This window comes from Streptomyces sp. NPDC059169 (assembly GCF_042755225.1).
Lineage (GTDB): Bacteria > Actinomycetota > Actinomycetes > Streptomycetales > Streptomycetaceae > Streptomyces.
The window spans coordinates 144,919-158,297 of record NZ_JBHZCF010000016.1 but is presented as its reverse complement, the minus strand read 5'-3'; the positions used below and the strand labels follow the sequence as shown (position 1 = coordinate 158,297).

General features: G+C 68.7%; 13 protein-coding genes, 3 tRNA genes and 1 pseudogene. 9 read left to right on the top strand and 8 right to left on the bottom strand.

All coding sequences use genetic code 11. The annotated features are described in order from the left end of the window. The first annotated feature begins 16 nt into the window (after window positions 1-16). Window positions 17-91 (top strand) — tRNA-Asp (locus tag ACFXOM_RS27075). A 257-nt stretch (window positions 92-348) separates the two neighbouring features. Next, window positions 349-549: a DUF6274 family protein gene (locus tag ACFXOM_RS27070; protein ID WP_384942906.1), complete on the top strand. Its 201-nt coding sequence runs from the start codon at window positions 349-351 to the stop codon at window positions 547-549. Window positions 550-880: 331 nt separating this feature from the next. On the opposite strand, the gene bldC is transcribed toward ACFXOM_RS27070, so the two are convergent. Both bldC and ACFXOM_RS27060 read right to left on the bottom strand, forming a co-directional pair. Beyond that, window positions 881-1,087 (bottom strand): developmental transcriptional regulator BldC, encoded by a 207-nt coding sequence (bldC, locus tag ACFXOM_RS27065; protein WP_003949541.1) that lies wholly within the window; start codon window positions 1,085-1,087, stop codon window positions 881-883. A gap of 478 nt (window positions 1,088-1,565) precedes the next feature. Continuing rightward, window positions 1,566-2,411 carry a hypothetical protein gene (locus ACFXOM_RS27060; protein ID WP_384942908.1) on the bottom strand — a complete coding sequence of 282 codons (846 nt, stop codon included), beginning with the start codon at window positions 2,409-2,411 and terminating at the stop codon, window positions 1,566-1,568. A gap of 155 nt (window positions 2,412-2,566) precedes the next feature. Here ACFXOM_RS27060 and ACFXOM_RS27055 point away from each other — a divergent pair, with 155 nt between their 5' ends. After that, the gene (locus tag ACFXOM_RS27055; RefSeq protein WP_384942910.1) at window positions 2,567-3,649 is read left to right on the top strand and encodes a Leu/Phe/Val dehydrogenase; all 1,083 of its coding nucleotides are present in this window, start codon (window positions 2,567-2,569) and stop codon (window positions 3,647-3,649) included. 280 nt (window positions 3,650-3,929) lie between these two features. Continuing rightward, window positions 3,930-4,181, top strand: a complete 252-nt coding sequence (locus ACFXOM_RS27050; RefSeq protein ID WP_384942911.1) for a DUF3073 domain-containing protein — start codon at window positions 3,930-3,932, stop codon at window positions 4,179-4,181. Window positions 4,182-4,239: 58 nt separating this feature from the next. Here the strand turns inward: ACFXOM_RS27050 and purM are convergent, their stop codons facing one another. The 3 genes from purM to ACFXOM_RS27035 all read right to left on the bottom strand — a co-directional run bounded on the left by purM (window position 4,240) and on the right by ACFXOM_RS27035 (window position 7,939). Next, on the bottom strand, window positions 4,240-5,304 hold the full coding sequence (gene purM, locus ACFXOM_RS27045) for a phosphoribosylformylglycinamidine cyclo-ligase (protein WP_384942912.1): 1,065 nt from the start codon (window positions 5,302-5,304) through the stop codon (window positions 4,240-4,242). 35 nt (window positions 5,305-5,339) lie between these two features. Then, the gene (gene purF, locus ACFXOM_RS27040; protein ID WP_384942914.1) at window positions 5,340-6,857 is read right to left on the bottom strand and encodes an amidophosphoribosyltransferase; all 1,518 of its coding nucleotides are present in this window, start codon (window positions 6,855-6,857) and stop codon (window positions 5,340-5,342) included. A 287-nt stretch (window positions 6,858-7,144) separates the two neighbouring features. Further along, window positions 7,145-7,939: a sterol carrier family protein gene (locus ACFXOM_RS27035; protein WP_385039643.1), complete on the bottom strand. Its 795-nt coding sequence runs from the start codon at window positions 7,937-7,939 to the stop codon at window positions 7,145-7,147. A 118-nt stretch (window positions 7,940-8,057) separates the two neighbouring features. Between ACFXOM_RS27035 and ACFXOM_RS27030 the strand changes: the two genes are divergently transcribed. Then, window positions 8,058-8,462, top strand: coding sequence for a nuclear transport factor 2 family protein (locus tag ACFXOM_RS27030; protein ID WP_384942918.1), 405 nt, complete (start codon window positions 8,058-8,060; stop codon window positions 8,460-8,462). 136 nt (window positions 8,463-8,598) lie between these two features. Here ACFXOM_RS27030 and purL read toward each other — a convergent pair whose 3' ends face one another. The 3 genes from purL to purS all read right to left on the bottom strand — a co-directional run bounded on the left by purL (window position 8,599) and on the right by purS (window position 11,856). Then, window positions 8,599-10,848 (bottom strand): phosphoribosylformylglycinamidine synthase subunit PurL, encoded by a 2,250-nt coding sequence (gene purL, locus ACFXOM_RS27025; RefSeq protein ID WP_384945668.1) that lies wholly within the window; start codon window positions 10,846-10,848, stop codon window positions 8,599-8,601. 85 nt (window positions 10,849-10,933) lie between these two features. Next, window positions 10,934-11,614: a phosphoribosylformylglycinamidine synthase subunit PurQ gene (gene purQ, locus ACFXOM_RS27020; RefSeq protein ID WP_384942921.1), complete on the bottom strand. Its 681-nt coding sequence runs from the start codon at window positions 11,612-11,614 to the stop codon at window positions 10,934-10,936. Beyond that, the gene (gene purS / locus ACFXOM_RS27015) at window positions 11,611-11,856 is read right to left on the bottom strand and encodes a phosphoribosylformylglycinamidine synthase subunit PurS (protein ID WP_266379892.1); all 246 of its coding nucleotides are present in this window, start codon (window positions 11,854-11,856) and stop codon (window positions 11,611-11,613) included. Before purS ends, purQ begins: the two co-directional genes overlap by 4 nt. Window positions 11,857-12,158: 302 nt before the next feature. Between purS and ACFXOM_RS27010 the strand changes: the two genes are divergently transcribed. The 4 genes and pseudogenes from ACFXOM_RS27010 to ACFXOM_RS26995 all read left to right on the top strand — a co-directional run. Then, window positions 12,159-12,485, top strand: coding sequence for an Lsr2 family protein (locus ACFXOM_RS27010; RefSeq protein ID WP_384942924.1), 327 nt, complete (start codon window positions 12,159-12,161; stop codon window positions 12,483-12,485). 127 nt (window positions 12,486-12,612) lie between these two features. After that, window positions 12,613-12,684 (top strand) — tRNA-Gly (locus ACFXOM_RS27005). Window positions 12,685-12,765: 81 nt separating this feature from the next. After that, a tRNA-Gly gene (locus tag ACFXOM_RS27000) sits at window positions 12,766-12,838 on the top strand. A 107-nt stretch (window positions 12,839-12,945) separates the two neighbouring features. Next, a pseudogene (locus tag ACFXOM_RS26995) lies at window positions 12,946-13,374 on the top strand (ATP-binding cassette domain-containing protein); the annotation flags it as partial. Between the last annotated feature and the right edge of the window lie 5 nt (window positions 13,375-13,379).

The following is a 13,379-nucleotide window of genomic DNA, read 5'->3' as shown; positions in this document are numbered from 1 at the left end:
CAGGGCTGCGAAACCTGGTCCTGTGGAGCAGTTTGGAGTGCTCGCCACCCTGTCAAGGTGGAGGCCGCGGGTTCAAATCCCGTCAGGACCGCCCATGATGAAGAGCCCGCACCGGATGGTGCGGGCTCTTCTCGTCTCTCGCCGCACCCACTCCACGCAGGCACCGCTTCCCCGGACGACGGCGTGCGGTGCGCCCGCACCGCCGGCCGGCACCGGCTCCACGACCCGAGGGACGGCCTGGAGGCCCGCACCAGGCGGTGGGGGCCTCCCGGCGTATTGACGGGGCCGCCCGTCCCCGGTACCCAGGCATCACAGGGCTAGCGGGGCTATCGACCGCGGAGGTGGCGCATGGCGGCATCCACAGCGAGGCACGAGACCCGGGCGCTGCTGCGCGCCCATCTGGCGGCCGTCTCCGGCTATCGCCACCTCACCCGGCAGTGTCCGGTGTGCCATCGGCTCCTGCGTCTGGCGATGGAGCCGTCCGAGTCCCTCCCGGTGGAGCCGGAACACGACATGAGCGAAGAGGACGAAGGTCCTGGCAACGTATGACCTACGCCCCCCCGCCTCGGATCCCGAGGGGTGGCAAGCTCGAAAGAGCAAGGCCCGACCGTGTGACGGGAGTCACCGGAAGAGTTTTGAGAACAAGTGAACTTACACCCGCCCTACAACACAACAATTTAATACGTGCAATTGCACCCCATCGGGGACAGCTCCGACGGGTCCACCGGGTCCTCGCCCCCGGGCACAAAAAAGATCGCGCTGGACCCGGCGGAGTCCAGCGCGATCGACGACGAATCCTGTTGGGGCAGGCGCCCGCCGTGTCGAGCTCTGTTGCAGGGGTACCGGATTGGGGGTCCCGGCAATCCCGTCAATCGGGGTGTCAGGCCTCGCTGCGCTGCTGCGGGATACCCGCCAGCAGGGCGCGGACCTCTGCCTCGCGGTACCGGCGATGTCCACCGAGCGTACGGATGGACGTGAGCTTGCCTGCCTTGGCCCAGCGCGTGACCGTCTTCGGGTCCACGCGGAACATCGTGGCAACCTCAGCCGGGGTCAGCAGCGGCTCGGCATCAGGGGTGCGAGCGGTCATGAGCGGCCTCCTCGGGAGAACCGAACCTTCTCGGTTCTTTCCTCTAAATTCTGCACCTTGACCCGCGTTGCCCGAAATGGCAGACGCGGGCCGAGTCGGTTATAGGACGAACGGCTTGTCCTCGGCACTACAACTACACCATCTGTCCAGCCACGTCGGCCAAACCGATGGAATTGCCCTCTCAGGTGTTCATCCGCGGCGGAAGCCGATGGACCCTCCCATAACGGACAGTCACGCCACAGTGACGATCAGTCACAGAGCGATCAGGAGTCATCAGACCCCCCATAGAGTGCAATGCTGAGCAATTCCGCCTTTAGGTAGGCGGAAGGAACCCTCCCCGGACTCCTTGTCCTATTTTGGCACGAGGATGGGCGAGGGACGCAAGAGAGGACTTAGTGCTGTCCGTCACCCTTGATATAAAGGCCCGTATAGGCACCTACGTCACAGACATCCCTATTTGACCCACTACGCAGCAGCGTCAGTTGGCGAACTGACGGTCCCGGACCGCCCGCCAGCGCTCCGCGAGCCGCCCGTACGCCTCGCCCGCACCCTCGCCGTCCCCAGCCCGCAACGCGGCGATCCCCTGAGCCACGTCCGCCGCCGAGCGGTCCTCGGCCAGCTGTGCCGGGGACAGCGCGTGGACGAGCCCGCCGTAGTCGAGCTCGACCAGCGAGCGCGGGTGGAACTCCTCCAGCCACCGCCCCACGTCTACCAGGCCCTCAGTGAGCGGCCCCTCGTCGATCGACTCCTTCAGCACCTTGAGCGAGCGCGCCAGCCTGCGCCTGGCCTGCACCATCGCGGTCCGGTAGCGCAGCACAGGAGTCGCACCGGGCACCGCGCCCGGCTCATACTCGCGCTCGTCGTCCGCGAACAGCGCGAACCACCGGACCGGGACCTGCCACAGCGCCGTCCTGATCCACGGCCGGGCATCCGGATGGCGCTCGCGCCAGGCTTCGTAGTCCGCAGCGGCCTGCCCCCGCACCACCGGAGGCAGCACCGCGTCGAGCACCGGTGCGGGAAACAGCTCCACCAGCTCCTCCAGGGCCAGCCAGCCGCGCAGCCTGGTCCGCCAGGGACAGACGCAGACCACGCCGTCCACCTCGGCGACGAAGGCGTCCGCGCTCTCGTGGACCGGCACGGGAACGGGAGGGGTGGGCAGCAAGTCCGTCAGGGAACGTCGGAGTTCGTCCTGGGCGGTGGGCGTGCGGCCGCTCCGGGCATAGCGCCCCCAGTGGCTGCGTTCCGGCTCGGGGAACGCCGCCAGCGGCTCGTACACCCGCAGGTAGGACGCGTACGGGACGAGCACAGAAGTGGCGGCCGACATGTCATGAATCCTTCCACGCGCGTACTCCGGGAGAGGGTGATCCTGAGCACTGCTGCGGATCTACCCCGGCGTAGGACTTACCCTCTTGCCCATCGGGTCCCTCCCCACCCGCAGGAGGGCCGCCAATCGCCGCTTCGTACTTGGGAGTCACCACCGTGACCGATGTGACCGACGGCGTCCTGCGCACCCTGTTCCACTCGGACCAGGGAGGGCACGAGCAAGTCGTGCTGTGCCAGGACCGCGCCACCGGCTTGAAGGCCGTCATCGCCATCCATTCGACCGCCCTCGGCCCTGCCCTCGGCGGCACCCGCTTCTACCCGTACGCCTCGGAGGAGGCCGCCGTCGCCGACGCGCTGAACCTCTCCCGCGGGATGTCGTACAAGAACGCCATGGCCGGCCTGGAGCACGGTGGCGGCAAGGCCGTGATCATCGGCGACCCGGAGCGGATCAAGACCGAGGACCTGCTCCTCGCGTACGGCCGGTTCGTGGCGTCCCTCGGCGGCCGGTACGTCACGGCGTGCGACGTCGGCACGTACGTCGCCGACATGGACGTGGTGGCGCGCGAGTGCCGCTGGACCACCGGGCGCTCCCCCGAGAACGGCGGTGCGGGGGACTCCTCCGTCCTCACGGCGTACGGAGTCTTCCAGGGCATGCGGGCCTCCGCGCAGTCCCTGTGGGGCGACCCGACGCTGCACGGCCGCAAGGTCGGCATCGCGGGCGTCGGCAAGGTGGGGCACCACTTGGTCGAGCACCTGCTGCAGGACGGCGCCGAGGTGGTCATCACGGATGTCCGCGAGGAGTCCGTGCGCCGGATCACGGACAAGTACCCGCAGGTCCGCGTGGCGGTCGACACGGACGCACTGATCCGTACCGAGGGCCTGGACGTCTACGCGCCCTGCGCTCTCGGCGGTGCTCTGAACGACGACACCGTGCCCGCCCTGACCGCCTCGATCATCTGCGGCGCCGCCAACAACCAGCTCGCACACCCGGGCGTCGAGAAGGACCTGGCGGACCGCCACATCCTGTACGCACCCGACTACGTCGTGAACGCGGGCGGGGTGATCCAGGTCGCCGACGAGCTGCACGGCTTCGACTTCGACCGGTGCAAGGCCAAGGCTGCGAAGATCTTCGACACCACCCTGGCGATATTCGCACGTGCGAAGGAAGACGGTATTCCGCCGGCTGCTGCGGCGGACCGGATCGCCGAGCAGCGCATGGCGGATGCGCGCCGGCGATAGCGGCTTGCGCGGACGGCTCGGCGACCGGGGAGAGAAGACTCACTGCCAGTCGGCGAGCCGTCCGCCGAGAAGAGGTTAAAATCGCGGTTGACCAGCGAGGACGGGGCGCCTCGCAGGTCCTGCGAGGTGGCACGTGATGCGGGCGGCGTACCGTATGGCCGCGGAAGCAGGTACCGTTGAAGCCCTACGGACCGGTCTCTCCACGGAGAGCCCGCTCCGAACCATGAACGCGTGTCAAGACTCTGGGGCCGTCGAGCCCCGTCATCGAGGGGGTCGAGCCATGGGGCGCGGCCGGGCCAAGGCCAAGCAGACGAAGGTCGCCCGCCAGCTGAAGTACAACAGCGGTGGGACGGATCTCTCACGCCTGGCCAGCGAGCTGGGCGCATCGACTTCGAGTCAGCCGCCGAACGCGGAGCCGTTCGAGGACGACGAAGAGGAAGACGACCCGTACGCCCGCTACGCGGAGATGTACAACGACGACGAGGACGAGGACGAGGAGTCCGGTCCGACGTCGCAGCGTCGCGGCGCTTGACGCCTGCACACTTCCAACCCGGTCCTGGGGCTCTGCCCCGGACCGGGTTCTGTGCTGTTCAGCTCGCGTAGCCGTTCACCAGGGCCGCGCCCGTGGTGTGTTCGCCGCGCTCCGTGATCTCGCCGGCGAACCAGGCGTCGACTCCGCGGTCCGCGAGCGTGGCCAGGGCCACCTCGACCGATTCCCGCGGCACGACGGCCATCATGCCGACCCCCATGTTGAGGGTCTTCTCCAGCTCCAGTCGATCGACCTGACCCAGGCTGCCGACGAGGTCGAAGACCGCGCCCGGTGCCCAGGTGGACCGGTCGACCACGGCGTGCAGGTCGTCCGGTACGACCCGGGCGAGGTTGGCCGCGAGGCCGCCGCCGGTGATGTGGCTGAAGGCGTGGACCTCGGTGGTCCTCGTCAGCGCCAGGCAGTCCAGCGAGTAGATCTTGGTGGGCTCCAGCAGCTCCTCGCCGAGGGTGCGACCGAACTCCGGGACTTCGCGGTCCAGCGCCCAGCCGGCCCGGTCGAAGACCACGTGCCGGACGAGCGAGTACCCGTTCGAGTGAAGGCCGGACGACGCCATGGCGATGACCGCGTCACCCGAACGGATGCGATCCGGTCCGAGCAGCCGGTCGGCTTCCACCACGCCGGTGCCGGCCCCCGCGACGTCGAAGTCGTCGGGCCCGAGCAGCCCCGGGTGCTCCGCGGTCTCTCCGCCGACCAGGGCGCAGCCGGCCAGCACACAGCCCTCGGCGATGCCCTTGACGATGGCGGCGACCCGCTCCGGGTGGACCTTGCCCACGCAGATGTAGTCCGTCATGAACAGCGGTTCGGCACCACAGACGACGATGTCGTCCATGACCATGGCGACCAGGTCGTGGCCGATCGTGTCGTACACGCCCATCTGACGGGCCACGTCGACCTTCGTGCCGACGCCGTCGGTGGCGGAGGCGAGGAGCGGACGCTCGTAGCGCTTGAGGGCGGACGCGTCGAAGAGGCCGGCGAAGCCGCCGAGTCCGCCGAGGACTTCGGGGCGCCGGGTCTTCTTGACCCACTCCTTCATGAGCTCGACGGCGCGGTCGCCCGCCTCGATGTCGACGCCGGCGGCTGCGTAGGAAGCACCTGTCTCAGACATTGCCTGGGATCTTTCGGTTGGAATGAGGGGCCTGGTCAGGGACGACGAAGGGCGTCGGCGGCGTCGGCGCCGCCCGCCAGTTCGGTCTCCAGGAGTTGCTTACCGAGGAGCTCCGGGTCCGGCAGCTCCATCGGGTACTCGCCGTCGAAGCACGCACGGCACAGGTCGGGCTTGTCGATGGTCGTGGCCTCGATCATGCCGTCGATGGAGATGTACGCGAGCGAGTCGGCGCCGAGGGAGGTACCGATCTCGTCGATCGTCATGCCGTTGGCGATGAGCTCCGCACGGGTGGCGAAGTCGATGCCGAAGAAGCAGGGCCACTTCACGGGCGGGGACGAGATCCGGATGTGGACCTCGGCGGCACCGGCCTCGCGGAGCATCCGGACCAGGGCGCGTTGCGTGTTGCCGCGCACGATCGAGTCGTCGACGACGACCAGACGCTTGCCCTTGATGACTTCCTTCAGGGGGTTCAGCTTGAGCCTGATGCCGAGCTGCCGGATGGTCTGCGAGGGCTGGATGAAGGTCCGGCCGACGTAGGCGTTCTTGACGAGTCCCGCGCCGTAGGGGATGCCCGATGCCTCGGCGTAGCCGATGGCGGCCGGCGTGCCGGATTCCGGCGTCGCTATGACGAGGTCGGCCTCGACGGGTGCTTCCTTCGCGAGCCGGCGACCCATCTCCACACGGGAGAGGTAGACGTTGCGGCCGGCGATGTCGGTATCGGGGCGGGCCAGGTAGACGTACTCGAAGACACAACCCTTGGGCTTCGCTTTTGCGAAGCGAGAGGTGCGGATGCCGTTCTCGTCGATGGCGATCAGCTCGCCCGGCTCGATCTCGCGGACGAAACTCGCACCGCAGATGTCGAGGGCTGCGGACTCGGAGGCGACCACCCAGCCGCGCTCCAGTCGACCCAGGACCAGGGGGCGGATGCCCTGTGGGTCACGGGCGGCGTAGAGGGTGTGCTCGTCCATGAACACGAGGGAGAAGGCGCCCCGGACCGCGGGAAGAACCTTGGCGGCCGCCTCCTCGATGGTCAACGGCTTGCCGTCGTCGTCGGCCTGCCCGGCAAGCAGGGCGGTGACGAGGTCGGTGTCGTTGGTGGCGGCCACCTGGGTGGCGCGACCGTCCTGGCGGGGCAGGTCGGCGACCATCTCGGCGAGCTGGGCCGTGTTCACCAGGTTGCCGTTGTGGCCGAGCGCGATGGAACCGTGGGCGGTGGCCCGGAAAGTCGGCTGCGCGTTCTCCCAGACGGAGGCCCCGGTGGTCGAGTAGCGGGCGTGACCGACCGCGATGTGACCCTTGAGGGAGCCGAGGGAGGTTTCGTCGAAGACCTGGGACACGAGGCCCATGTCCTTGAAGACGAGGATCTGGGAGCCGTTGCTGACCGCGATGCCCGCGGATTCCTGGCCCCGGTGTTGGAGGGCGTAGAGCCCGAAGTAAGTGAGCTTGGCGACCTCTTCGCCCGGAGCCCAGACACCGAAGACGCCGCAAGCGTCCTGGGGGCCCTTCTCGCCGGGGAGCAGGTCGTGGTTGAGTCGTCCGTCACCACGTGGCACGGCACCGAGTGTAGGCGAGATCGACCACCGGTCCGAATTGGGGATGGGCCCCGGAACCTCGTGATCACAGTCGGATGTTCACACAAAAGCCGCGTAATGAAGCCTTTGGGGGGTCGTACGGGACAGTTCCGCAGGTGCGCGAGCGTGCCGCACATCACTCTCCGGGGGCTCCGCGGTGCCGCTCCTCCTCCGTCCCCGCAGCCGCACGGTGACCGCCCGTCACCGGGAGTCGGGGCGGGGCCCACGGAGGGGCCCACGGAGGGACCGACCACCCCGCCCCGCAGCCATCAGCTCATCACCGGCAGTACGCCGGAGAGGTCCGAGCGCTCACCGCTCGCACTCACTGCGGCGGAGCTCCGCGCGGCGTCCCACCCGACCCGCCCGGTCGCGAGCCGGATCCAGGTCAGCGAGTCCGTTTCGACGACGTTGGGCGGCGTGCCGCGGGTGTGCCGGGGCCCTTCGACGCACTGGACCACGGCGTACGGCGGGATCCGCACCTCCACCGAGCCTCCGGGGGCCTTCACCGCGAGGGCATCCGCGAGCAACCGTACGCACGCCGCGAGCGCCTGCCGCTCGTAGGGCAGGTCCAGCCCCGTGGCGTCGTTCATGTCGTCGGTGTGGACGATCAGTTCCACGGTGCGCGTGACGAGCTGGTCGCCGAGCCGCATGGCTCCCTGCCGGGTCTGCACCAGCCGGTCATCGGAGGCGCCCGCCAGCACGCCGGCGAGATCGGCGGCCGTCCGGTCGTACAGCTCGACCAAGCCCTCCCCGGCGAGGGAGGCCGCCCGGACGCCCTCGTCGACGGCATCCGCCCACGCTGCCGTCGTGAACGGCCACTGGAGCAAGCGGACTTCCGCCTCCGCCGGCTCCGGCAGCCCGACCGCCCTGGCGACGGCACCCACCGTCATGGCGATGTGGACGGCCAACTCACGGACGGTCCAGTCCCCCAGCCGGGTCGGCAGCTCCAACTGGTCCGGGGTCAACGCCCCCACACCGGCCCGAACATGATCGAACTGGGCGACTACGGCAGCTCTGGTCCTCGCGGAGTCGTACGAGCGGGCGCGCTTCCTGGCCGGTGGCATGGGCCGAGGCTATCCCCTCCCCCTGACAGCGGCGTGACCGCGCCGCGTGGCAGCGCCCGAGCCACCGGCGGACCATGAGAAGAGACACGCGTACCGACACGAGAGGTGTGTGGCGGAGATGTCCGAGCACCCGCACAGCGCCCTGGTCCGGCGGGGCTACGAAGCCTTCAACAAGGGGGACATGACGACCCTCCGCTCCCTGATGACGGCGGACTGTGTCCACCACATGCCGGGCGGCAGTCGCGTCTCCGGGCACTACAAGGGACAGGACAACGTCCTCGCCATGTACGGCGAGCTCGGGGAACTCACCGGCGGCAGCCTGCGGATCGAACTCATGGGCGCCTACCCCGACGGACGCGGCCATGTGATGGCCGTCCACAAGTACTACGCCGAGCGCGGGGACCGCGGCATCGAGATGCCGGGCGGCCTGTGGCTCACCATCGTCGGCGAGAAGATCTCCGACATCGACGAGTGCGTCCAGGACATCGACGAGGCCGACGCGTTCTGGGGCCCGCCCGACTGAGGAGTACCCGCCCGCCTGAGGAGTAGAGGACAGGGGCCGCCCGACTGGGGCGGTGCGGGGGCACGCAGGGCGGACAGCGGCGGCGGCGAGCGCACGTCGGCCCCCGGCGGGGCCGCGGGCCGACGTGCGGACTTGCTCAGGCGAACAGTGCCGGAACGGTCTCCTCGTGCGCGGTGCGGAGCTCGCTCAGCGGGACGGCGAACTCTCCCTGCAGCTCCACCGCGTCCCCGTCGACCACACCGATCCGCGTGGCGGGCAGTCCCCGGGCCCCGCACATGTCGGTGAAGCGGAGTTCTTCGCTGCGCGGGACGGCGACGACCGCACGGCCCGCCGACTCGCTGAAGAGGAACGTGAACGCGTCCAGTCCTTCGGGCACGACCAGCCGTGCACCCGTGCCGCCACGCAGGCAGGACTCGGTGACCGCCTGGATCAGACCGCCGTCCGACAGGTCGTGCGCCGCATCGATCATGCCGTCGCGCGAGGCGGAGATCAGGATCTCCGCAAGGAGCTTCTCGCGGTCCAGGTCGACCTTCGGCGGCAAACCACCGAGGTGGTCGTGGACCACCTGCGACCAGGCGGAGCCGCCGAACTCCTCGCGGGTGTCACCCAGCAGGTAGAGGAGCTGGCCCTCTTCCGCGAAGGAGATCGGCGTGCGGCGGGTGACGTCGTCGATAACACCGAGCACCGCCACGACCGGGGTGGGGTGGATCGCCGTCTCACCGGTCTGGTTGTAGAGCGACACGTTGCCGCCGGTGACCGGGGTGCCGAGCTGCTGGCAGCCGTCCGCCAGGCCGCGGGTCGCCTCGGCGAACTGCCACATGACGGCCGGGTCCTCGGGCGAGCCGAAGTTCAGGCAGTCGGAGATGGCGAGCGGCTTGGCGCCGGAAGCCGCGACGTTGCGGTACGCCTCGGCCAGCGCGAGCTGCGCCCCCGCGTACGGGTCGAGCTTGGCGTACCGGCCGTTGCCGTCCGTCGCGACCGCGACACCGAGGTTGGAGTCGGGGTCGATCCGGACCATGCCCGCGTCCTCGGGCTGCGCCAGGACCGTGTTGCCCTGGACGAAGCGGTCGTACTGGTCCGTGATCCAGGACTTGGCCGCCTGGTTCGGGGACGCCACCAGCTTGAGGACCTGCTCACGCAGTTCCTCGGAAGTGGTCGGACGGGGAAGCGCACCCGCGTCGTCGGCCTGCAGCACGTCCTGCCAGTCGGGGCGCGCGTACGGGCGGTGGTAGGTCGGGCCCTCGTGGGCGACGGTCCCCGGCGGCACGTCCACGATCTGCTCGCCGTGCCAGAAGATCTCCAGCCGCTCGCCGTCGGTCACCTCACCGATGACGGTGGCGATGACATCCCACTTCTCACAGATCTCCATGAAGCGGTCGACGTGCTTGGGCTCGACGATCGCGCACATGCGCTCCTGCGACTCGCTCATGAGGATCTCCTCGGGCGAGAGCGTCGCGTCACGCAGCGGGACGGTGTCGAGTTCGACCCGCATGCCGCCGGAACCGGCGGAGGCCAGCTCGCTCGTCGCACAGGAGAGACCGGCGCCGCCGAGGTCCTGGATGCCGGCGACCAGCTTCTCCCCGAAGACCTCCAAGGTGCACTCGATGAGGAGCTTCTCCTGGAACGGGTCTCCGACCTGGACGGCGGGGCGCTTGGTGGGCTTCGTGTCGTCGAAGGTCTCGGAGGCGAGCACCGACACACCGCCGATGCCGTCGCCACCCGTGCGTGCGCCGTACAGAATGACCTTGTTGCCGGCGCCCGAAGCCTTGGCGAGGTGGATGTCCTCGTGCTTCATGACGCCCACGCACAGCGCGTTGACCAGCGGGTTGCCCTGGTAGCAGGAGTCGAAGACGACCTCGCCGCCGATGTTCGGCAGGCCGAGGCAGTTCCCATAGCCGCCGATCCCCGACACGACACCCGGCAGGACACGCTTGGTGTCGGGATGGTCGGCCGCGCCGAAGCGCAGCGGATCCATCACGGCGACGGGGCGGGCACCCATGGCGAGGATGTCGCGGACGATGCCCCCGACGCCGGTGGCCGCGCCCTGGTAGGGCTCGATGTAGCTGGGGTGGTTGTGCGACTCGACCTTGAAGGTGACCGCGTACCCCTGACCGACGTCCACGACGCCCGCGTTCTCACCGATGCCCACGAGCAGGGCGTCGTTCTCCGGGGCCTTCTCGCCGAACTGCTTCAGATGGACCTTGCTGCTCTTGTAGGAGCAGTGCTCGGACCACATGACGGAGTACATGGCGAGCTCGGCACCGGTGGGACGGCGGCCGAGGATCTCGCGGATCCGCGCGTACTCGTCCTCCTTGAGGCCGAGCTCCTTCCAGGGCTGCTCGACCTCGGGCGTCTCCGTGGCGTGCTTGACGGTGTCGAGGGTCACGCTCGGTCGCTCCTTCGCGTGAGAGTGCTGCTGTGACCGCGAGCGAGGCGCTCAGTCGCTTCCTCGGCTGCTCCGGTGTCGAGAGTCATGCGGCAACCAGTTTCTTGAGGACCGAGGTGAAGAACCCGAGGCCGTCGGTGCCGCCGGTGCCGATCAACGGCTCCACGGCGTGCTCGGGGTGCGGCATCAGACCCACGACGTTGCCCGCGGCGTTGGTGATGCCCGCGATGTCGCGGAGCGAACCGTTCGGGTTCACGTCGAGGTAGCGGAAGGCGATCCGGCCCTCCGCCTCCAACGCGTCGAGCGTCCGCTCGTCGGCGACGTACCGGCCGTCCATGTTCTTCAGCGGGACGGAGATCTCCTGACCCTGCTCGTAGTCCGCGGTCCAGGCGGTTTCCGCGTTCTCCACCCGCAGCTTCTGGTCGCGGCAGATGAAGTGCAGGTGGTTGTTGCGCAGCATCGCGCCCGGCAGCAGGTGAGCCTCGGTGAGGATCTGGAAACCGTTGCAAATGCCCAGGACCGGCAGTCCGGCCTTCGCCTGGTCGATGAGCGTTTCCATCACGGGCGAGAAGCGGGAGATGGCTCCGGCCCGCAAGTAATCGCCGTAGGAGAAGCCGCCCGCGAGGACCACCGCGTCGACCTGCCTGAGGTCCTTGTCGCGGTGCCACAGCGAAACGGGCTCGGCGCCCGCGAGGCGGACGGCACGCAGTGCGTCCTGGTCGTCGAGGGTTCCGGGGAAAGTGACGACTCCGATACGAGTAGTCACGACTCCACCTTTACGACGAAGTCCTCGATGACGGTGTTGGCGAGGAACGTTTCGGCCATCTCATGGATACGGGCGAGGGCGGCGTCGTCGACCGGACCCTCCACCTCGAGTTCGAAGCGCTTCCCCTGACGTACGTCCGCGATCCCCTCGAAGCCCAGGCGGGGCAGTGCGCGCTGCACCGCCTGTCCCTGCGGGTCGAGGATCTCCGGCTTGAGCATGACGTCGACTACGACGCGTGCCACTGGCACTCCCGGTGGTGTGGTGCTGAAGGCGGTTCCCTCAGCGTACCCGCCCGAAAAATCTACGCGCATAGATATCAGGAGAACCCCGTGTGAAAATCCAGGAAAAAACTTTCCCGCCCCATTGCGAGGGACACGCGGATGTAATTGGCTGGGCTTCACAATGCGACGCCGGGCGCTGTACAAAGGAATGCAGCGGGAAAGCAGCATTGCCTCCCCCGACAACCGGAATACCGGTATCGCCGCACGTCAGCACCGAACCGTACCGACACGGAGCGGCGATCCGCAGGAAAGGACCGATAACCGTGGCGCAGCGCGTAGTGGTCACGCTCTTCGACGACATCGACGGCGGAGCGGCGGCGGAAACGGTTTCGTTCGGTCTGGACGGCAGGTCCTACGAGATCGACCTCAATCCCGCCAATGCAAAGAAACTGCGCAAGGCCCTCGCGCCGTACGTCGCGGCCGGCCGCAAGCAGCGGAAGGCGGGCACGTCGCGCCGGGAGTACCGACACACGACCCTCGCCCCCGACCCGGCCGCCGTACGCGCCTGGGCGCTCTCCAACAAGATGGACGTGCCGGCACGCGGCCGGATCCCGAAGCGCGTGTACGAGGCCTTCCGCGAGGCGAGCTGAGGCACCGTCGCCCTCTCCCGCGCGAACGGCACCCCAGGTGAACCGAGTTGCACGACACCCCCGCAGGTGGGCTAGAGTCTGGAGCACGCCGAGGGGCGAGGCCGACGGGCCGAACCTCACGGAGCGTGCGGGTGTAGTTCAGTAGTAGAACAGCCCTCTTCCAGAGGGAAGGCGCAGTGTGCAATTCCTGTCACCCGCTCCGCACCACATCACCGAACCACTCCAGTGGATCAGGTACAGTGGTGGACGCACCGCCCGGTGAAAGCCGGACGGGAGCAATGCGGACGTGGCTCAGTTGGTAGAGCATCACCTTGCCAAGGTGAGGGTCGCGAGTTCGAATCTCGTCGTCCGCTCAGAGTACGAAGGCCCTGGTCAATTAGACCGGGGCCTTCGACGTTTACCCGTCCCGACTCCTGACGTTTGTCATGAGGAGCGGTGACAGCCCGCACTGCCCACGGCAATGCGGGGGCGGAAGCCTGGAAGCAAGGAATCCGATGAGCACGTGATCGAAGCCCGGCAACGGCACCGCCGGTACACGGGCGACGTCAAGGATGTGAGCGGGATCACTTCTCGGTGACGCGCGGTGAGGTGTTCGCCCTGCTCGGCACCAACGGGGCGGGCGAGCCCCTCCACCATGGAAGTGCCGGAGGGGCTCGCCCGGCCGAGCTCCGGCACCGTACGGGTCAAACAGCTCTCCGGCGGCGAGCGGCGGCGCCTGGACCTCACACTGGCCCTGCTCGGCCGGCCCGAGATCCTCTTCCCGGACGAACCGACAACCGGCCTCGACGCGGAAGGGCGGCGCCGCACCCGGGAGTTGGTACGGAGGCTGCGCGAGGGCGGCACGACGGTCCTCCTGACCACGCACCACCTCGAAGAAGCCGAGGCGATGACGAG